Here is a 20,770-nt window from a genome sequence, read left to right on the forward strand (position 1 = left end):
GGTTGTTGTGCTGTGTGGCGTTTGGCCTTGTGTTGCATCCTTGTGCCACGCCCTTACCCCCACATTGCTTCAAAGTTACGCCTTTTATTTGTGTTTTTTGCTAATTACATATTTATTAACAAAAACGGCTTAAGGGCGCAATGCTGCCCTTAAGGCTGTGCATTGCGCCCTTATATGCTTGTGAACAAGGCCTATACGTGGCCAGCTGTGCACTATGCAGATGAAGTGGATGCGCTGATAAAGCTAGTGGTTAGGCTTGCGTTGCATCTTGTTCTTGTTCGGCATCGAGTGGTTTGGAGGTTACTTTGCGCACTTTCCACACTGCCCACAAGGCGCCTAACACCGATGCAGCAGCTGTTGCAGCCATCATGGTGGTGTTTATTTCGTCGGCATTGATGCAGGTGATGGAGGTGGTGCCAGCACACAAGCACATGGCTATTGCCACAGCAACCCACGAAAAGGCCAGTTTTTTGGCTCGCTGAACAGGGGCTGTTCCCACCATGGCAACAACAAAGACGTAATATTTATACCATATAAATAGCGAGGAGAGCACAATTGATACGCCACCTTCATCGTGCATGCCTGTGAGCAGACGGGGCATAAAAGCACCATAAGCCAAGTGAACGATGGACATGCCGAGAAAGGCCAAAGGCAACATCAGCGCCCAACGTAGTGGTGCCGGTAGGCGTCTAACCATCATGAGGTCGTAATTCTGGTCAACATCAATTGCAATTTTCTTTTTGTTATTTTCCATTTTTCTATGTATTATTTTTAAATTAATCGTCTATTTTGATTTGGCTTTGGCCTTTGCTCTAAGGGGGGGTGTAAGGGGGTGGCGTTTTTGCCTGTAGGCTTGCGCGTTTGTAGCGGCGCAATGGGTGCTGCTAAGCCGCGACAAGGCTTTGTGCTTACGTGTCGACCACAAAATTTGCTTGCAAAGGTAATATTATTTGGAGATTATACAGGGAGATTGCAATATATTTTTACTCCTGTTGTAGCAATATGCCTGCAAAAACCCACTAGCGCCCTACGCTTAAGTAAAGGGTAAGAGCTAGCGTAATGGTTATCTTGGTAAAAATAATTTACAAAGTGCGTGCGCCTTCTCACCTCCTTCTAGACAAAAAACACTGCTAAATGCTATGTAAAAGCACAATTATGCTTGAAGTTCGAAACACGTTTTGCGAGAAAATGAGCGCCATTTTTGCCATTTACTATGCTTTTGCGTTTCTATTTTCAGAAAAAAGCGCCCAATTTGAGCAGGGCAAAACAAGCATTTTACGGTTCTTTTTCTTGCATACAGCACGAAATATTATGCATCTAGCCTTGCAATTTGCTGTATTTAGCCTTGCATTTTGCTGTATTTAGCCCTGCATTTAGCAGCATTTAACCTCGCATTTAGCAGCATTTAGCTGTGCGTTTAGCAGCAAAACGCAAGGTAAAAACATAGAAAACGCAGTATTAACCCCCTTTTTTCGACCAATCACACATAAAAATACAATTTGCGCCTTGTATGCAGGGCAAACACCTACTTGCCATGAATGGCGCTCGTTATAGGCGACAAAAGGGGTGTTTTAGGTCTGTTTTGTGTGTAATATGCAGAAAGCCAATTGGTTATAAGTTTATAAAATACGCCAGAATTTGCAGCCAAGGCCCAGAATTTTTACAGAGAGGGCACTCATAATGTTAAAATTTAGTAGAAAAGTTTTACAACTTTGGCGTTCGCATCCTTGTGTTGTGCTGTGGGTGAGCGTTGTTGTGCGCCCCGTTAGCGTTAAGAACTATTTAAAGTTGATGTATTGTTGAGCACATTGCCTGTGTTATTCTTGATGGCGAAATGCACTGCACCAAAAGAATAATACAGGCAAGATGAAAACAAGCAACCGAAAGATGTGCTAGAAGCAACAAACACAATATAAAACATGTTATAAGAGTTTGTTCGACCGATTGGGCGGTTAAAACTCGGTAACAAACTCTTCTAGCACGTGTCCGTCGTAGATTTCTTGTTTGGAAAGCACAAAATGTGGTGGGATGTCGATGGCCTTCGTGCCGTTGTTAACAGTGAAAGGAGCCGTTTCGCGGTGTATCTCGTCGCAACAATTGGCCTCGATAAACGCCCGATGCACCATAGCACCGCCCTCAACAATGAGCGTTTGCACCTGGTCTTGATACAGCTTAGAGAGCAATTGGTTGATGGGCTGATGCCGATGCAACACCAGTCGGCGCGGGTTTTCGCCCCACCAATGGCGCGTGTTGAGTTCAGGATGTTCGCGTTCGTCGGTGGTTTTGCCCACCAGTATGGCGTCGCATTCGGCCCTAAGCTTATGCGAAAGCATTTGGGTGAATGGCGAAGAGATGGCCAACGCCTGCTGCTGATGGTCGATAAAGCCGTTGGCTGTTTGTGCCCATTTCAGGATAACGTAGGGGCGATGGTGGCGTTGATACACCATAAACGGGCGATTAAGCGCCAAACACGCTTTCTCGAGCACACCAACAACAACCTCGATGCCCGCTTGTCGTAGTTTTTCGATGCCTCGACCCTGCACCTTAGCGTAGGGGTCGACACATCCCACCACCACGCGGGGCACGCCTTTGGCGACGATGAGGTCGGCACAGGGCGGCGTTTTGCCGTGGTGTGCGCAGGGTTCAAGACTAACATAGAGCGTAGCCTGTGGCAAAAGGGCTTCGTCTTGAGACTTAACCGATTCAAAAGCGTTAACCTCTGCATGGGCTTCTCCATAGTGTGCGTGGTAGCCTTCGCCAATAATTCTACCCCGATAAACAATCACTGCCCCCACCATGGGGTTGGGTTTAGCACCAAGCAGTCCGCATTTAGCGAGCTGTAAGCATCTTTGCATGTAGCGTTTGTCGGCAGTTTGTTCAGCACAAGGTGATGTTTCGGTTATGGCTTGAGTCGTATTGGTGGCGTTTATAGCGACCTTTTCGGCTTGAGGCAACCATTTTTCCGTGTCGTTCACATTGCTATTATCCATTTTTTTTCTTATTTTTGCAGCCATGACCTACCCCGAACTATGGCACCGTTTGTTGCCTCTTTACGATGAAGGCGAGGCCAAGGCTATCGTAAGGATGGTGCTTGACGTTGGCTTCGGATTGTCGTTGGCAGATGTTTATGCAGGCAAAGTTACACAATTATCGCAAGATGATACTAGTAAACTGCATAAAATGATGGATAAACTATTGCAAGGTGTCCCCGTGCAGTATGTGCTTGGCTGTGCGCACTTTGCTGGTCGCTCGTTTTCTGTGGCGAAAGGGGTGCTCATTCCGCGCCCCGAAACCGAGGAATTATGTACTTGGATGGTGCAAGTTTGTGGCGAAATGGCCCGCGATGGTGGTGCAAAAACCCTCTTAGATGTGGGCACAGGCAGTGGATGTATTGCCATAACGATGGCGCTCGACTTGCCTCTGTGGCAGGTTTCGGCCATAGATATTTCGCCTGCTGCATTGACTATTGCCAAGCATAATGCCGAACGGTTGTGCGCCAAGGTGCAATTTAGTGAACAAAATGCCCTTGACCTGCCTCGACACGATGCTGTTTGGGATGTGATTGTGAGCAATCCGCCTTACATCATGCAGCGCGAGGCGCAACAGATGGAAGCCAATGTGTTGGAAAACGAACCCCATTTGGCCCTCTTTGTGCCCAACGAACAGCCCCTTTTGTTTTACGAGCATATTGCTCGATATGCCATGCACGCCTTAAAACCCGGTGGACACCTGTTTTTTGAAATCAATCCCCTGTGCCACCAGAATATGCAAAAGATGCTGGAAGAAATGGGATGGCAGGCGATAGAGACGCGCAACGACTGTTTCGGAAAGCAAAGAATGATGAAGGCAACGCGTGCTTGAGGGAGTGGCGTGGCCAAAGGGCGTATTTAAAAAAGGACTTGATGGCTGCTTTTAGGGGTTAACAAGCAAACAGCCAATAGGCAAAACGATAACCAACGAACAACCAGTAAACTAAAAATCGAATAATGGAACACCAACAAAAAATGGTAACAGAAGAACAAGCACGCGCTAAACTTGCCGCGCTTTGTGCCAGGGCTGAACATTGTACAGGCGAGATGCGCGAGAAAATGTGGCGTTGGGGGTTGCCCGAAGATGCACAGCAGCGCATCATAAATTATCTTGTGACAAACAAATATATTGACGACGAGCGTTTTTGCCGCATGTTTGTGCGTGATAAGATAACCTATAACCGATGGGGACGCCGAAAGGTGGAACAGGCTTTGATGGTTAAACGCATACCCAGCGAGGTGTATAAACCCGTGCTCGACGAGGTGGATGGCGAAGACTTTACGGCTATTTTGCGACCATTGCTCAATAGTAAACGTAAAACATTAAAGGCTGCCACCACCTACGAACTAAATACGAAGCTGATGAAATTTGCCTTAAGTCGCGGCTTCGACATGGAAACCATACGCAAATGCCTAACCGATGTTGACGAATTGTTTGATGATTAGTGCTTGGAGACGTATTGTTAACTTGCTTGCTCCCAGGGCTTGCGTGGTGTGTAACACCCGATTAGAACCCCATGAAAACGTTGTTTGTGCACCATGCAACCTTCATTTGCCACGAACCAACTATGCTCTCGAACCCTATGAAAACGCTTTGGCACAACTGTTTTGGGGACGTGTGAAGGTGGAAAAGTGTGTCGCGCTGCTGCATTATCAAGCGGCAGCACCAGTCAGCGCCTTGTTTTATAAACTGAAATATGGCAATATGCCCTATTTGGGCGTAGAGCTGGGCTGGCTTATGGGCAAAGAACTGATGCCAACAGGCTTTTTTCAAGACGTGGATTTTATTGTGCCTGTGCCCTTAGCCAAGCAAAGGGTAAGACAAAGGGGATATAACCAAAGCGAGATGTTGGCGCAAGGTGTGGCCCTGGCCACAGGGTTGAAGGTGGAAAACAAACTTATTCGGCGCATTGTGAATACCGAAACACAAACACATAAAGACCGATGGGAACGAGCCGATAATGTGAATAGTGCCTTCAAATTGATGAAACAACCACCCAAAGCGGGCACACACGTACTGTTTGTAGACGATGTGGCAACCACAGGGGCCACTCTTTGCGCCTGCATACGCTGCTTGCAAAATGCGAAAAATATCAAGGTGAGCGTGCTTTGTATGGGGGTTGCGCATGCAAGATGAGGTTATGTTTTGAATATTTTATTTCGCATTTAAGCGTAATATAAACCTTATATTGTAGATAAAATATAAAAATGCTTTACTTATATTTGATAAGTTGGAAAACAATTGTTATTTTTGCATAATAGATTATAGGTAATTTCTAAAAATGCCAATGCTGTATTTTTAGCTTTTAGCTGGGTGGATTGGGTTTTGTTCTTGAAGAAACATGGTGAACAACACGACTGAAAGAATAAACAAAAGCTGCTTGATAATAGTGAAAAGGCTGTGCAGCGCAACACAAGGAACAACGGTTGAACCTTCGACGAGGATTGGTAAGAACGATCCTATATATAAAGAGGTGTAGTGGTCTTTTCAAAAGTAGACTGCTCGTTTGGCTCATTGAGGGTGAAAGCCTTCATTGTTTGCTTGCTAAAATTAAAAGAGTGAGAAGCTATTCGGGAAAACTTAACAATGGCTTTAGCGCTATTGCAGAACAAGACAACAACACAAACGTGGTGTGGTGAGTGGTGGATTAAATTGAGGTGGCTAGCAAAAAACGCTTGAATTGGAGATGTGTAGAATCGATTGAGAATGTTTGCGTTGTTGGTGCACTTTGATAATGCCATCTGCGTATGATCAAACAGCGATTTTTTTATTCTTAAACCCAAACTGAAAACACCGCCCCGCTATCCACAATGGCTTATTTACCAAGCCAAACACTCGATAAAAAGTTGGTGTAAGGCCAACTATAAAGATGATGTATAACCCTTAACCAACCGAGGATATGAAACGAATGATTGGAATTTTCGCCCTGACTTTGGGCATTGGCACTTTGTTTAACGCCTGCGATAACCAGCGGAAAACGTCTGCTGGCTCTGATAATAAGGAGGCCACAATGCGTGCCAATGGTGCAGAACCAGTGGATTCGTTCCCGTGGGACTTTCCCCAAGACTTCACATTAAAGGATGTGGAGGTGGGTCAAACGGTGCTTTCGCCTGCTGCTTTCTATGGCGGAGCATTGAAAAGGGGCGAGTCGTTATCTGAAGCATTGCTGCCTATATACAGCAATACGGTTAAGGCTGTGGGGAAATATAGCCTTACAGTGGAAGGGATGAACGGCGAAATAAACGTACCACAAGCCTTAGTGGTGCCCTTTCCTAAGGACGTGAAAGCTCAAAATGGTGATGTATTGCTCACCTGGTGGCAGTCGGGGCAGGGCTTGCAGCGCGCCATCGTGGTGGACGATACCAAACAACTAACACCAAAGGTGTGCTATCTTGACCTTGATTATCGAACGGATGGAAGGGGATTTGCTAATAACCATGCTAACGAAGAATTGAAACCCAACTCGTTTAAGGTGCTTAAAAACGGCGAATGGACATCGGGAGCCTCGGTGGCTTTTGAGGATAACGGACTGTGGAAGAGTGCTATTATCCTAAATATGCAGGGCGATAAACTGCTACTTACCGATGCGGGTAATCATATCACTGTGGCCGAAAAGTCGAAATGCAAGTTGCTACCCATTGAATTGAACTATAACGAGGGCGACTCGGTATTTGCTAAGATTGGTCATACGTTTCAACCCGATTGCAAGGTGGTGAAGGTGGACCGACGCGTGGGGAGAATTAGAGTTGAGAAAAACGCCCAAACGTATGTGGTTAGTATGCTGGACGTGACCAAAAAACTTGACGAATTGCCCAAGAAATAAACCTGTGCATGTGGCTTAGCGGGCATTTGTTGCTGGCGGGTTTACGCCCTCTTGCCTTGCTAAATGCATGCAATGAACCTATTAAGAGATGAATATTATCATGAAAAAATTATCGTTAATACCATTGGTGCTGATGCTTTTAGGCGTGATGACGGCCAATGCAAGCACATTGAAGCGTAAGTGCAGTAGAGAAGACTTGTCGCTGCTTTGTCTAAAAGATACCTTTGATGAGCAAAAACAGCACAAAAATACCTTGGACGAGAGCCAAGACGGCTGCTGCTGTGGCGAAGAGGAGGAAGATGAAGCAACGGTTGACGAGAGATATTGGGGCAGTGAGCTGATTGAAGGCTGGAAAGATATGGGAATAGAACTGCCTGGCGACCTGAAGAATAATAATGTTAAAACGCTTACTTTGGCCTTTTGCAAGGCTTGGCCCGGAAAGGAAGGCAATCCACAAGCGCTGTTTATCAATTTCGCTAAGAAAAAAGGGCAGTTCAAACAGTTTAATTATGGCTATTCGGATGAACCGGTTATATTCGAAAGTTCCACCAAAGCGTTTAATGATGACAACTCTGGCGACGTGATTTTTGATAATACTAATGGTTGGACGCGTGTTGAATGCCTTAACGGGCAGGTGTTAGAGAGCGCGCTATGGACACGCTCTGACGGACATAAATTGCTGATTATTAGTTTGGCTTACGAAGATTCGGAGGTGAACACACATTTGTATGTGGCCTATGATTATAACCCTAAGACGCGCACTTTAACCCCCGATGTAACCATACAAAAATGCTTAACACAAATAAAGGGCTTGACTTGCCAATTGCCAAAGAATGGTAAGGATGTGGGATTGCGTAATTATGGCGAAGGAAACCTGAGATTTTATTATCTCAGATGGAATGGTTATGGCTTTTCTAAACCCGAAAAAACAACCGAATCTGCGTATTATATCCCATGATGTGGGCTTCATTTTATTTGCAGAAATAGTTTTGATTACAAAAGATTGGTAACTTTGTTCTTGGTTATGCGCGTGATGCGCGCCTATAAAGGTTTAAAATTGAAATGCTAAGAGGATGGCACGCCTAGTTAATGGCCAATAAATCGTTGGCGCAATTGCCTATTTCTACAAGCGAGTAAATAAAAAGAGCGGGTTTGTAGGGGGAAACCCTGCAAACCCGCTTATTATTTAAGCCTGGTATTCGCTAAATGGCAACCTTATAAAAAGTGGAGGCCATGGCGCGATACCTGTAAAGTAAGCCTTATTTTTTAACGCTTTCTTCCATCAACTTGTTAAAATCGTCGAGAGAAATCTTCTTCTTCTTCAACTTAACCACCTTCTTCAAGACCTCAACCAGCTTGTTTTCAACAGCGCGGTCAACAAATCCATCGAGAGTTTCGCGGTTCTTCAGCATCTCGCGCACATAGTTATCAATAGTTTCATCGGGCAAGTTGGTCATGCCATATTGTGCAAACTGAATGCGAGCTTGCAGGCGAGCAGCTTCAAACACGTCTTCGTCGTTCACCTTTACATCGTAGGTTTTTACCAAACGCTCCTTGATAAGGTGCCATTTCAGTTCTTCAACGCTAGCTTCGTACTTCTCTTCAACCTCTTTTTCTTCTTTCACGTTCTTCTTCATGATGCGTTTTAGCATCTCATCGGGGAACTGAAGCTTGCCCACTTTCTTCTCACAGTAAGCGCGAAGGTCTATCAGCAGTTTGTATTCGCTGTTAGTAACGAGTTGGTTGGCAATACCTTCAGCAATCTTCGAGCGGAAGTCGGCCTCGTCTTTCACGTTGCCTTCGCCATAAACAGCGTCGAACAATTCTTGGTTAACGGGAGCTTTGCAGTAACGAGTAATCTCCAATACGTGGAAAGCAAAGTCTGAATCAACGTTGGCAGCCTCTTCTTTGCTGATACCCAGCATCGACGATACTTCAATCTCGCTTTCAGGGAACGCCTTTTTGGGGTTGAACACCACCACTTCACCGCGTTTCAAGCCGTCGAACAACTTCTTTTGGTCTTCAACCTTAATGTATTCGGGCATTAGCGTAGCGCCTTCTTTCACGATACCGCCTTCTTTTTCGCTACCGTCGGCGTTCAATTCCTTCATGTCGCCCTTCAGCATATCTTTGGGTTGGTAGTCTTCCACCTGTTCGTACTTACCAGCGCGCGAAGCAAACACGTCAACTTGTTCGTCAATCAGTTTGTCGTCAACCGTGATTTCGTAATAGTCGAGCTTATCTTTGTCAGACAGTTCGAGTTCGAATTCGGGAGCAACAGCAATGTCGAAGACGAAGGTATAGGGGGCAGGTTTAGCCAAATCTTGAGCTTCTTGTTTGTCCGAAGGCATGGGTTCGCCCAAGAAATGAATGTTATTGTCTTTAAGATAGCCAAAAAGGTTATCGCCAACAAACTTTTGTATCTCTTCCATCTTCACCTGTTCGCCAATTTGTTTCTTAATGAGCGCTAGGGGAGCTTGACCGGGACGGAAGCCAGGTAGGTTTGCTTTTTTGCGGTAATCTTTTAGTGCTTTCTCCACTTTCTCGTTGTAGTCGGCCTCTTCAACGGTGATGGTAAGCAGGCCATTCACCTTGTCGGCGTTTTCAAATGAAATCTTCATCTTCTATATATTTATTGTTTTGTTATCTTAATGTTTATGTTTGGCAGTTACTAACATCTTTTTAGCTAAGGCGTTAAGCAACCTGCTGTATTGGTGTTATAGCCGGTTTGTTACTCGCAGAAGTTGCCTTAGTTGTATTTGCATGCCCACAATGAAGTGCAAAATTACTTATTATTGCCGTAATTACCTAATATATATGATGAAAAATGATTTTTGTAGGCTTCCCAGAGAGTGGTTGAACGAATCAAAAGCAAAGATTTTTCTGTTAAGGCAGGCTCTAAAAATACAGTAAAGGTAATTTTTAGAACCTGCCTTAACTTACTAATTCTTATGTCGCATCATCCTCCATTTCTGCTTCGAAAATCATACATCCAGCTTCTTTTGGATGGTCTTGAACTAGCAGAGAAGCGGGTTCTTTACGTAACTTCCATATCATGAGTATGTCGCCTGCTGCTGATGTAATGAAAATTATTCCCCACAACAACAACGACACACTTCTCAAAGGATAGGCAAGCAATAAGGGGAGTATGCCAAGAATAATCAAAGGCATAAGCCCACCAATCCTATAATGTTGCATGGTTAGCGGCTCTTTGCAATGACAATATGGGGTTAGCATTGCCCAAATCACGCCAAAGCGAATACTCCTAAATCCGTGCTTTGCAAAACATGCCCATGTGATGCCGTGAATAAGCTCGTGAGCAACAATGCCAGCAACGAGCATAACGAGCACCAACACAGCTGCTCCCAAGGGGTTTACATCCTTTAAAAGGCTGCCCTCAAAATCTCCAAATGAGGGCGTACCCCACAGAACATACCATGTAGCCGAACTGATTAATGCCACAAAGGCAAAGAAAATTAGGGCAAAAACGTTTGCCCAAGCGAGATTGATGGTGACCTTTCGCTGTTTCATAAGCTAAATAGATAGATGCTTTTATGTTATTTGTTTTGAAGTTGTCTGTCAGGGGGCAGCGTTGTTGCTTGGCTTTTCAAAAGTACTCAATATCATCTAACCAAACAAATATATTGTCTACAAAAACATTTTCGTGCAGTTATTTTGCACGAAAGGTGTGCAATATCACCGCGAACAGGTTTTACAACGAAAAAGAGAGTTTAAAAAGCAACTCGCTTGGGCGCAAGCGTGTTTGCAGATATATCTGTTGTGCGTTGGCATTGTAGGTTTGTTCCAAGCTTGTTGTTCCCCATACATTGTTGTATATGAGTGTTGCCTCCCAGCGTTTTTGGCGATAAGACACAGACAGGTCGGTGAAAAAGCTGTTGCTTATGCTCTTGTCTTGGCTCTGGAACAACTCGTTTGACAGTTCCATCTGCCATTTCCCAGGTAAGAAATAGAGCCTAAGCCGATGGTGAAGAAAGCTTTGCCGGTTGTTGAATAGGACGTGGTTTTTGCCTTTTCGCGCGCTCGTGTTATACGAACTCTTGTGTTCAATAGAGAAAACCTCCCACGGATGGTAAGCAATGGCGATACCCGTAGACAGGTCGCGCCTTGTAAAGTCTACCACCTCTTTGGCAATTAGCAATTGGTATTTGGTGTTGGATGCCGAGGCGTTAAGTTCGATAGACGCTTTACCCCAACCAATAGACTTGCCGATGCCACCGCTGATGCTGGTGCTGGTGTTGTGGCTTGTGTGTTGCGAGGCTCTGCTTTTATAAAATCCGTCTTCGAAAACGCTTTCGTAAAGCGGCAGATTGCTTGTGCGACTGTACGAAAGGCCGAGGTTGCCAAACAAGCCCCGTATAACATCGTTGTACTTCCACGTGTTACTTAGCATGTTGGTTGTGGTGGTGTTGAGCTGCGCCTTTCCCTGTATAAGCGAATAATAGTTGGTAAATACAGGAGCCTCGATATATGAAGAGAAGGCGTTGGGCGACAGTGCATGACTGAAAAGCATGTCCGCGCTCCACCTGCTTGTTAGCCGATAGTTGGCAAACACAAAGGGTTCGAGATGGAATGTGGGCTTGCTTTCGTCCCCGTATTTTCGATATAGCAGTTCGCCACTTAGCCCTGCGTTAAGCTTTAAGCTAGGGCTGATGTAGCTAAGTGAGGGCATTACGTAAACTTGCGCTTGCGTATATGTGGCGTTAAGGCTGGTGTAGAAGTTGTCTAGCCTCATCTTTTGGCGCTTATAGGCCGCCCCTATGTTGTAGGTTATGTACATTCCAAGCAGCTTATGCCTAAATCCTGTGCTGGCATCCCATTCTATTTTTTGCTGCGATATGCGCTCCGTACTGCCGTTGACGAGCAGCAACGAAGAGGGCAGCTCGTTGTAGAGGAAACGCGACTTGATGGAGAATGTGTTGTTGTTGGACAGGGTTTTAATCCATTCGAAGTTGTCTGAAAGCACTTTCTTGTCTCTGTTTGCCCTTTGAAGTATGGGGGCGTGGTTCAGCATGGCCTCTCCCCTCGAACGGTTAAAGCCGATATAGCCCTTGGCAACGTTGGCGAAATAATGATTGTCTTTGTTTACTTTATAGGTTAGTTCGGCAGACCATTCGTTGGTTTTTTCGTTCAACGCCTCGTCTTCTGTAACGCTAACCCCCGTTGTTCCTGCATCGAGATAGGTCTTGCGCGTGTGTCCTGTCACGTTGGTTTTGTCTATTAGGCCATTAACCTGCAACCGCAGGTCGTTGTCTTTGGCGGTTTTAAACAGCCAGTTGGTAGCGAAAACGTGCGTATCGTTAAAGTTATAACGTTGGTCTGAGATTGAAGGCGTGCTTATTGTTACGCTCTCAATCAGCGGATTATCCGCATTTAGCGATGCTTTTGCAGCGGTGTAGTCGATGGTTTCGTGGCCAATGTCTTTGCCTGTGTTGTTGGTTTTGTACATCGAGATACTCTGTTTGCTTTTCGAAAACAGCATTTCCAACAGTTGGGCGTCGCGTAACAGCTGTGCCTTGCCTTGTAAAGAAGTGCCCAAACCTGCTTCCACAACACCTTGCCACACGTTCTTGGCATCATCTTTCAGCACGATGTTGAGTGCGGCCTGGTCGGAAAACTTCACCTTCTTCAATGCTTTTATGGGCTGGTGGTCTTCCAGCACTTGCACATTCTTCACTTGGTTGGCCTTGATGTTCTCGCTGGCCAATGCGTACTTGCCGCCAAGCAGGTCGGCACCTTCGATGTAGAACTTGTTGATGGCCTTGCCTTGATACTTAATTTGCCCAGACGGCGAGACCGACAAGCCAGGCATTTTGGCGATAACGTCGGCAATGCTGCGGTCTTGTTTCTGCATAAATGCAGCCACGCTGTAAGTAAGCGTATCGCCACTTCGCCTTATTTTTTCGGCTTTCACCTTCACTTCTTTCAGCATAAAGGCATCGTTCTCCAGCACAACATCCTGTCCTTGCTTAAAGTTGTTCAGTGCAATACACCTTTTAGCATAGCCTATCATGCTAAACACCACGCGTTCTGGCGTTTCGGCTTGTGGCCATTCAATGGAGAACGTGCCGTCTTCGTTGGTGTTGCAAAAGGCAACGGGCCTGTCGTCGCTGGTTCTCAGCGTTACCGACACGCCTTCAAGGGTGATGCCCTTGTTGTTAACCACCCGTCCGCCTATTGTCTGCGCCGTGGCGTTAAGACAAAACACCGTTAAGAATATAAGTGCAAATATTTTTCGCAAGTGCATCATGAAGCTTTTATTTGTCAAACTCTTCTTTCAAACATGCAGTAAAAGACGTGTCGAGTTTCGTTGGTTTTCCACTAGCATCGAAATGTTGCGGCTTTGCACCCGTCAGTCGATAGAAAAACTCATCCAAGTCTTTGCTCAACAACGAAAGCATATTGGCCATTTCTTTCGCGCTGCATTTCCTGTATTTCTTCGTTTTGAGAGCGATGGGATGTTTTACATCGTTCGTCATCCCTACACCTTCATAGCAGAATTGATTAAGGCTATCGGCGGCGAACAAAATCAGTCCAGGCAGTCCGCAAAGTTTCCATGGCCCTTCGCTAATGGGAATGTCGGGCGTATAAAATGCGCGCCATGTTCGTCCACGATAAGTGGTAGTGGCCTCGAAACATTTATAGCCCAGTATGGTGGTATCTTTGTTAGTGAGTTTCCAGCTGAATTTGGGCATGTTTTCTTCATACAAAAGCGTTTCAACAACCTGTTCGGTCACTGTTACTTTGCCTTTGTCGGGGAAGTTTTTAAGTACGCTGGTGCTTTCTCCCAAACCTGTTAACCCTTCCTTTTTCTTTTCTGCACGTATCTCATAGGCGTTGTGTCCGCGCTGTTGCATGCTGTCCGTTATCTCTTGTGCTCGTTCAAAATCACGATTGTAAAATCGCGAACTTTGGCCTGCGATATCTAAAATGCAAAGCGTTTGCGACTTGTCTTTTATTTCTTGATAGTGTTGATAGCTAAGTCGATAGGTGATAGATACGCCCTTTTCGGTCTGTGCACAGGCGGTTGTAGCACAGACGATGCTCGTAAGAGCCATGATAAATACCTTAGTTTTCATGTCTGTTTGGTTTTAATGGTTGCCCAATTTTATTTGGGCAACCTGTTGTTTAGCATTCTCTATGCTTACGCAATGAGTCTTGTTCTTCAAGTTTGCTTTTCATTTCTAACATGTCCTCATAAATGTCTATGTATGCATTAACCAGTTCTTGGGAAATATCTGCTGGGAGTTTATGAAGTTTACCATCCGATGTTATTACTACTTGCCAATTGAGGGCGTAAGAGGGTGCAGCAAACAATGAAAGGAACAAACCTAAGATAATAATAAATCTTTTCATTCGTTTTCTGTTTTGGGGTTTAACAATAGTAAGGCTTAGGAGTTGAATCATAGATTCTCTTAGCATCAAGATAATTCTCGTAAGTATCGATATACCAGTTTACGAATTCTTGTGGCCAATCAGCAGGTAGATATCCTCGACGACCATCACTAAAAATAACAACCTGAAAAGGTGCGTCACCATGTGCAGCTTTTGCTGTTAACGGTGAGGATAGACCTGTTGCAACAAGTGCAAATATAATAAATAACTTTTTCATTTTCTTTTTTGGTTGATTTAAATGTGCAGGTTTTTAAAAGTCTTAATAGTGTGTGGCCAATTATTTCGGCCGTAAATGGTGATTGATTTAAGCTGGTATCTGTGTTAAGTTTGTTGCTGTTCGCGTTTGTCTTCTAAGCTGGCTGGGCTTATTTTAAGTAAGACAATCAGCAAACGCATTAAAGTTTTATTAAATTGGCAGATTGAAATTGTCAGTCTTTATTTCGACCGCTGAGAGATACCTATCTCTTAACAATAATTTCGTGATATTTTTGTCTGCCGAAGTTGGTGTTTAGTGAATAATGTTTTTTTCGCTTGCGTGATACTCAAAGCTTGCGTGACAAGCTGACATGGGCGCATCAAAAAGCTGAAAGCGCATGGTGGTAATGTAAGTAATGCCTATATTAGAGTAACTTTTACAAGTCTATTTCTCTTAATGGTGAAAATTATCCTACTCATGCGATTCAAATTTGGTTATATCATTGTGTCTACATCACATTGTTCATGGCAATATTTTAATTGTCCACTTACATTTGCAATTTTACAACTTTTATTTTACATAACCTAATGAAAAGGAGGCAATTTGACATTGAATAACGTTTTAGGGGGGGGTATTTGTGTTATTTTAACAGAGAATTGGTCTTATGCCCGTATTTGCAAGAGGTTTACCAACAATACACAACGATTGACAAGGGGGCGGGCGCAAGTACTTGTTTCATCGTTATGGTATCTGTCACTCGCTTACCTAAAGAGCCAAGGCGGATAGATATTCTAAGTGAATCTTTATCCCGAACTGGCGTACTTGTTGCGTATGCAAGGTTCGGCTGCACCTTCCATTCGTCAGAGGTGTTGATGTGCAGAAATCGATTGCGAGGGTCCCACTTCCCCCTAATAGCAGATTTCGGAAGAAACGTTCAAGATATACCGCCGTAGTTCGAGTATTTCTCTCGCGCGTACGCGCGCGTATTATATATATAAGGTGTATGGGAGAGTAACTTGTTCTTGGCGTGTTTGGTCTTTCAATCATCATGCTTCTTACTTTTTTTTAGTGCAATAGGCGTTAAAGTGGGTGGCGTTAACCTGGAGAAGGGGATGTGTTGTGGCGACTACTAAGTAGGATAGTAAACTGATACGGTGGGTGAGAGGGGGAAATATGTAGCGCGCGACAGGCGGTTTAGTGGTGCAGGCAATGGCCCGTTAGCTTTCGGTTTATAGTGTTTAAGGGACTTGGTGTGTGCTGGCGTTAACAACTATAAGTACTAAAGGTCTGTTCTAAAAGCGCAGAAACATCTCATTTTTATTAAACAATGCAAAAATATATGGTGTATTACGAAAAAAGGTTGTAACTTTAACCCGTAATTGCCTAAACTTCTTATTAATGCTAAAGGGAAAAAACAAATTTGCAGCCATAGCTTTGGCTTTGGCGATGACTTGTGGGGCAAGCGCACAACGAAAAGTGAGTGCGCCAGCACCTTGTGGACCAGTGCCTAACGCCAACCAATTGCGCTGGCATAAACTCGAAACGTATGCTTTCTTACATTATTCGCTTAATACCTACACCGATCAAGAGTGGGGATTTGGCGATGAAGACACGAATTTATTCAATCCGTCTGACTTAGATGCACGTCAATGGGCACGAACATGTAAAGAGGCTGGCATGAAAGGTATTATCCTTACGGCTAAGCACCATTGTGGTTTCTGTTTGTGGCCTTCTAAATACACCGAGTTCTCGGTGAAAAATGCGCCGTGGAAAAACGGTAAGGGCGATGTGGTGCGCGAATTGGCCGATGCTTGTAAAGAGTATGGCCTGAAATTCGCCGTGTATCTCTCGCCCTGGGACCGCAACCACCCTGAATATGGACGCCCCGAATATGTTACTTATTTCCGTAATCAACTCGAAGAACTGCTCACCCAATATGGCGAAATGTTCGAAGTGTGGTTCGACGGAGCTAATGGTGGTACTGGATATTATGGTGGAGCAAACGAGGCTCGCAAGATTGATGGCGCCACATATTATGATTGGCCCAAAACGTTTGAGATGATACACCAGTGGCAACCCAAACTGGCCATCTGGGGCGACCGTGCTGAGCTGCGCTGGATTGGTACGGAGAAGGGTTACGCCGGATTGACAAACTGGTGTACGATAGACTACGCGTTTAATATGCCGCAAGACACTTTGATGCACGGACAGGAGAATGGTAAGCACTGGTCGCCAGGAGAGTGCGACACGTCTATTCGTCCGGGATGGTTCTATCACGACAACGAAGACTCGAAAGTAAAGAGCCTTCGCAAGCTGGTAGACACCTATTACGAGTCGGTGGGTCGTAATGCATCGTTGCTACTTAACTTCCCCATTACGCGCGAAGGTCGCATACATCCCATCGACTCGGCTCATGCTGTGGCCATGGCGCGCGTTATCAAGGCCGAATTGAAAGACAACCTTGCCACTAAAGCAAGCATAAAGGCTTCGCAAGTGCGCGGTGGTAGTGCCAAATATAATGCAAAAAAGGCCATCGACAACAGCACCGAAACCTACTGGGCCACCAACGATGGCGTTACACGTGCATCGCTAACGCTCAACTTTAAACGCCCAACAGACATCAATCGCTTTATGGCGCAAGAGTATATCGCACTGGGACAACGTGTGAAAAGCTTCTCGCTCGAAGCATTGGTGAATGGCAAATGGGTGCAACTGCGCGACCAACGTGCGCCCGAAGGTAAAACGGGCTTAACCACCATTGGCTATAAGCGCATTGTTTGTTTCCCCACGGTGAAGGCTACAAGTCTGCGTTTCACCATCAATAGCGCAAAAGCTTGTCCGCTGATTAGCAACATTGGCGTGTATTGCGCACCTGCATTGCCCGAAGATGCTGTGCAACTGCCTGCCTCGGTGCTTGCACAGGCTAACGAAAAGCAAGTGGAACCCGAACCCGTTACCTTGGCTTTGGGCGAAGATGGACCGAAAGCTGTGGACATCGACCTGCAAGAAGCGCGCGTGTACCATAGTCTTACCTATGTTCCCAAAGAGGGTACGAAAGACGGATTGGTGCTTAACTATGAGATATATGCATCAGACGACCTCGTTACGTGGAAGCGTTGGTTGGGTGGAGAGTTCTCTAACATCGAGAATAACCCCGTGGCCCAGACCGTGAAGTTGCCCGCAATCAAAACACGTTATCTCAAACTGGTGGCCACTCGCTTGCTTAAAGGCGACAAGATGGCGTGGCAACAGATTATTGTTAGATAGGAACAGCCTTAGAGCCAATCCCTAACCAGCCTCAGTACCAACTGGCCTCACCCCCAACCCCAATCGGCCTCACCCCCAACCCCTCTCCAAGGGGAGAGGGGCGTAATATGCAATGCGACAGCAAGGCAAACAAAGGCAACAACGAATGTCTTAACAAAGGCATAAGGCCGACAACGAATGGCTTAGCAAGGCCATAAAGATAACAACGAATGTCTTAACAAAGCAAATATAAAAGCAACAACTCAACCCAACAAGGCATACCACTCCCCTCTCCCCTTGGAGAGGGGTTGGGGGTGAGGCCAGTTATGAGTGATACTCCTTAATTAAATAAGAACATGCAACAAACAAATTCAGAAACCAACGTTAGTAGGCAAAACCCCATAACATGGGTGCCCTCGGTGTACTTTGCCATGGGTTTGCCATTCGTGGTTCTTAACATGGTGGCAGTACTAATGTTTAAAGGTTTGGGTGTTAAAGACAGTCAAATAACCTTTTGGACATCGCTCATCATGATGCCCTGGACTTTCAAATTCTTATGGAGTCCATTCTTGGAACTCTATCGGAGCAAGAAATTCTTCGTCGTAACCACCCAGTTGGTTACGGGGGCAGGTTTCGCGCTTGTGGGTCTTGCACTCAATTTACCCCATTATTTCACCGTGTGTATCGCCCTAATGGCCCTCATCGCTTTTAGCGGAGCCACCCACGATATTGCCACAGACGGCGTTTACATGGCCGAATTGAGCAAAGAAGACCAAGCCCGCTTTATTGGTTGGCAAGGTGCATTCTACAATATAGCCAAGATTGTGGCTTCGGGTGGATTGGTTTGGTTGGCCGGTTGGCTACTCAAACACTACGGAGGCGTGAAAGGCGCACCAGAAGACGTGATGCATCACGCCGCTGCACAAGCCTGGATGGTGGTGATGGTGGCCCTTGGTGTGCTGATGCTTCTTTTGGGTTTCTACCACATGCGCATGCTTCCTCAAGGCGGAAAGCGTACCGAAAAAAGCATGACAGCCGCCGAAACACTCAACGAACTGGTGCGTGTGCTGGGCGATTTCTTCAAAAAGCGCCACATCTTTTATTATATCGCTTTCATCATTCTCTATCGTTTTGCCGAGGGATTTGTGATGAAAGTGGTGCCACTATTCCTCAAAGCTGGTCGCGAAGTGGGCGGTTTAGGCCTGAGTGAAGAAGAAATAGGGCTGTATTATGGCACGTTTGGCGCGGCCGCCTTCGTGCTTGGTTCGATATTGGCAGGCTATTACATCTCGCACTTCGGACTAAAACGCACGCTGTTTTCGCTGTGTTGCGTGTTCAACTTACCCTTTGTGGCCTACACATTGCTGTCGTGGTATCAACCCGAAAACGGCATATTCATAGGCGAAGCCATTATTTTAGAATACTTCGGTTATGGTTTTGGCTTCGTGGGATTAACCCTTTTCATGATGCAACAGATAGCACCAGGCAAGCATCAAATGGCACATTACGCCTTTGCATCGGGCATTATGAACCTTGGTGTGATGTTGCCTGGTATGGCCAGTGGTGCGTTTAGCGATTGGCTGGGCTACAAATATTTCTTCATTTTCACCCTCGTGGCTACCATTCCCGCATTCCTCATCACCTATTTTGTGCCGTTTACGTACGAGGATAAGAAATAAAAAAGCCTCACCCCCAGCCCCTCTCCAAGGGGAGAGGGGAGTAATATGCAGGGTTACAACAAAACAATATAATAACATTTGCAAAGCCATACAGCAACCATATACAAAGCAACAACAAGGCATATCACTCCCCGTTCTCCTTGGAGAGGGGCTGAGGGTGAGGCCGTAAAATAAATTACCCATAATTCCCAAGTCCTCTTGTCGCGCCACAGCCGCAAACCAAGGAGCGAAGAGAGGCAACATAAAGATATGAAAGAACTAAAAGACATCATGCCCTGGGAAGAACGTCCCACTGGTTGCGCCGATGTAATGTGGCGTTATTCAAAGAATCCCGTTATCGGACGTTACCACATCCCCACATCAAACAGCATCTTCAACAGTGCCGTAGTACCCTTTGAAGACGGATTTGCTGGCGTTTTCCGCTGCGATAACAAGGCCGTGCAGATGAATATCTTTGCCGGATTTAGTAAGGATGGTATCAACTGGGATATCAATCACGAACCCATCGTGTTCGAAGCTGGTAACACGCAAATGATAGAGTCGGAATATAAGTACGACCCACGCGTTACTTGGATTGACGACCGTTATTGGATTACCTGGTGCAACGGCTATCATGGTCCTACAATCGGCATCGCTTACACCTTCGACTTCAAGCGTTTCTACCAGTGCGAGAACGCTTTCTTGCCCTTTAACCGCAATGGCGTGCTCTTCCCGCAGAAGATTAACGGCAAGTTTGCTATGCTTTCGCGCCCTAGCGACAACGGACATACGCCTTTTGGCGACATCTATCTAAGCTATAGTCCTGATATGAAGTACTGGGGCGAACATCGTTGCGTGATGAAAGTAACTCCTTTCCCCGAAAGCGCATGGCAATGCACTAAGATTGGTGCAGGCTCTGTGCCTTTCCTCACCGAAGAGGGTTGGCTGATGTTCTACCACGGCGTTATTACCACATGCAACGGTTTCCGTTACTCGATGGGTGCCGTATTACTTGATAAAGATAATCCCGAACGTGTGCTTTATCGCACTCGTCCTTATCTGCTTGCGCCTGCTGCTCCCTACGAATTGCAAGGCGATGTACCCAACGTGGTGTTCCCTTGTGCTGCACTTAGCGACGGCGAACGCGTGGCTGTGTACTATGGCGCTGCCGATACCGTGGTGGGAATGGCCTTTGGATACGTAAAAGAGATTATCGAATTTGTGAAGAATAACTCAATTGTGTAAGGAGTAAAGGAGTAAGTAGTAAAGTAGTAAGTAGTAAAGTAGTAAGTAGTAAAGTAGTAAGTAGTAAAGGAGTAAGTAGTAAAGGAGTAAGTAGTAAAGTAGTAAAGTAGTAAGTAGTAAAGTAGTAAGTAGTAAAGTAGTAAGTAGTAAAGTAGTAAG

At 45.5% G+C, this 20,770-nt stretch carries 16 protein-coding genes; 8 read left to right on the forward strand and 8 right to left on the reverse strand.

Features of this window, described 5'->3' with window-relative positions; translation table 11 throughout:
* Positions 1 to 250: 250 nt before the first annotated feature.
* Entirely contained in the window at positions 251 to 754 is a 504-nt protein-coding gene (locus QME03_RS04550; RefSeq protein WP_281723612.1) for a flagellar biosynthesis protein FliQ, read from the reverse strand.
* Between the two features lie 1,198 nt (positions 755 to 1,952).
* The gene (gene ribD / locus QME03_RS04555; RefSeq protein WP_281723613.1) at positions 1,953 to 2,990 is read right to left on the reverse strand and encodes a bifunctional diaminohydroxyphosphoribosylaminopyrimidine deaminase/5-amino-6-(5-phosphoribosylamino)uracil reductase RibD; all 1,038 of its coding nucleotides are present in this window, start codon (positions 2,988 to 2,990) and stop codon (positions 1,953 to 1,955) included.
* A gap of 22 nt (positions 2,991 to 3,012) precedes the next feature.
* Here ribD and prmC point away from each other — a divergent pair, with 22 nt between their 5' ends.
* The 5 genes from prmC to QME03_RS04580 all read left to right on the forward strand — a co-directional run bounded on the left by prmC (position 3,013) and on the right by QME03_RS04580 (position 7,811).
* Positions 3,013 to 3,861, forward strand: a complete 849-nt coding sequence (gene prmC / locus QME03_RS04560) for a peptide chain release factor N(5)-glutamine methyltransferase (protein WP_281723614.1) — start codon at positions 3,013 to 3,015, stop codon at positions 3,859 to 3,861.
* Positions 3,862 to 3,986: 125 nt separating this feature from the next.
* Positions 3,987 to 4,475, forward strand: a complete 489-nt coding sequence (locus QME03_RS04565) for a regulatory protein RecX (RefSeq protein WP_025815810.1) — start codon at positions 3,987 to 3,989, stop codon at positions 4,473 to 4,475.
* The gene (locus QME03_RS04570) at positions 4,450 to 5,166 is read left to right on the forward strand and encodes a ComF family protein (protein WP_273112852.1); all 717 of its coding nucleotides are present in this window, start codon (positions 4,450 to 4,452) and stop codon (positions 5,164 to 5,166) included. The genes QME03_RS04565 and QME03_RS04570 overlap by 26 nt, the downstream gene beginning before the upstream one ends.
* Positions 5,167 to 5,929: 763 nt before the next feature.
* Positions 5,930 to 6,853: a restriction endonuclease subunit S domain-containing protein gene (locus QME03_RS04575; RefSeq protein ID WP_281723615.1), complete on the forward strand. Its 924-nt coding sequence runs from the start codon at positions 5,930 to 5,932 to the stop codon at positions 6,851 to 6,853.
* 100 nt (positions 6,854 to 6,953) lie between these two features.
* A complete protein-coding gene (locus QME03_RS04580; protein ID WP_281723616.1) occupies positions 6,954 to 7,811 on the forward strand; it encodes a hypothetical protein in 858 nt (285 codons plus the stop codon).
* Positions 7,812 to 8,112: 301 nt separating this feature from the next.
* Here the strand turns inward: QME03_RS04580 and tig are convergent, their stop codons facing one another.
* The 6 genes from tig to QME03_RS04610 form a co-directional block, all read right to left on the reverse strand.
* Positions 8,113 to 9,474, reverse strand: a complete 1,362-nt coding sequence (gene tig / locus QME03_RS04585; RefSeq protein WP_281723617.1) for a trigger factor — start codon at positions 9,472 to 9,474, stop codon at positions 8,113 to 8,115.
* A gap of 328 nt (positions 9,475 to 9,802) precedes the next feature.
* A complete protein-coding gene (locus tag QME03_RS04590; RefSeq protein ID WP_274947510.1) occupies positions 9,803 to 10,384 on the reverse strand; it encodes a DUF3267 domain-containing protein in 582 nt (193 codons plus the stop codon).
* Between the two features lie 181 nt (positions 10,385 to 10,565).
* The gene (locus QME03_RS04595) at positions 10,566 to 13,121 is read right to left on the reverse strand and encodes a TonB-dependent receptor (protein WP_281723618.1); all 2,556 of its coding nucleotides are present in this window, start codon (positions 13,119 to 13,121) and stop codon (positions 10,566 to 10,568) included.
* Positions 13,122 to 13,128: 7 nt separating this feature from the next.
* The gene (locus tag QME03_RS04600) at positions 13,129 to 13,950 is read right to left on the reverse strand and encodes a GLPGLI family protein (RefSeq protein ID WP_281723619.1); all 822 of its coding nucleotides are present in this window, start codon (positions 13,948 to 13,950) and stop codon (positions 13,129 to 13,131) included.
* 49 nt (positions 13,951 to 13,999) lie between these two features.
* Entirely contained in the window at positions 14,000 to 14,227 is a 228-nt protein-coding gene (locus QME03_RS04605; RefSeq protein ID WP_273147555.1) for a hypothetical protein, read from the reverse strand.
* A gap of 19 nt (positions 14,228 to 14,246) precedes the next feature.
* Positions 14,247 to 14,483 carry a hypothetical protein gene (locus QME03_RS04610; RefSeq protein ID WP_273147553.1) on the reverse strand — a complete coding sequence of 79 codons (237 nt, stop codon included), beginning with the start codon at positions 14,481 to 14,483 and terminating at the stop codon, positions 14,247 to 14,249.
* A 1,377-nt stretch (positions 14,484 to 15,860) separates the two neighbouring features.
* On the opposite strand from QME03_RS04610, the gene QME03_RS04615 reads away from it, so the two are divergent.
* The 3 genes from QME03_RS04615 to QME03_RS04625 all read left to right on the forward strand — a co-directional run bounded on the left by QME03_RS04615 (position 15,861) and on the right by QME03_RS04625 (position 20,611).
* On the forward strand, positions 15,861 to 17,729 hold the full coding sequence (locus QME03_RS04615) for an alpha-L-fucosidase (protein WP_281723620.1): 1,869 nt from the start codon (positions 15,861 to 15,863) through the stop codon (positions 17,727 to 17,729).
* Between the two features lie 335 nt (positions 17,730 to 18,064).
* Positions 18,065 to 19,387 carry an MFS transporter gene (locus QME03_RS04620; RefSeq protein WP_281723621.1) on the forward strand — a complete coding sequence of 441 codons (1,323 nt, stop codon included), beginning with the start codon at positions 18,065 to 18,067 and terminating at the stop codon, positions 19,385 to 19,387.
* A gap of 249 nt (positions 19,388 to 19,636) precedes the next feature.
* Complete coding sequence (locus tag QME03_RS04625; RefSeq protein ID WP_025815819.1) at positions 19,637 to 20,611, forward strand: glycoside hydrolase family 130 protein; 975 nt, start codon at positions 19,637 to 19,639, stop codon at positions 20,609 to 20,611.
* Positions 20,612 to 20,770: the final 159 nt, after the last annotated feature.

This window comes from Hoylesella shahii, assembly GCF_937990675.1.
Lineage (GTDB): Bacteria > Bacteroidota > Bacteroidia > Bacteroidales > Bacteroidaceae > Prevotella > Prevotella shahii.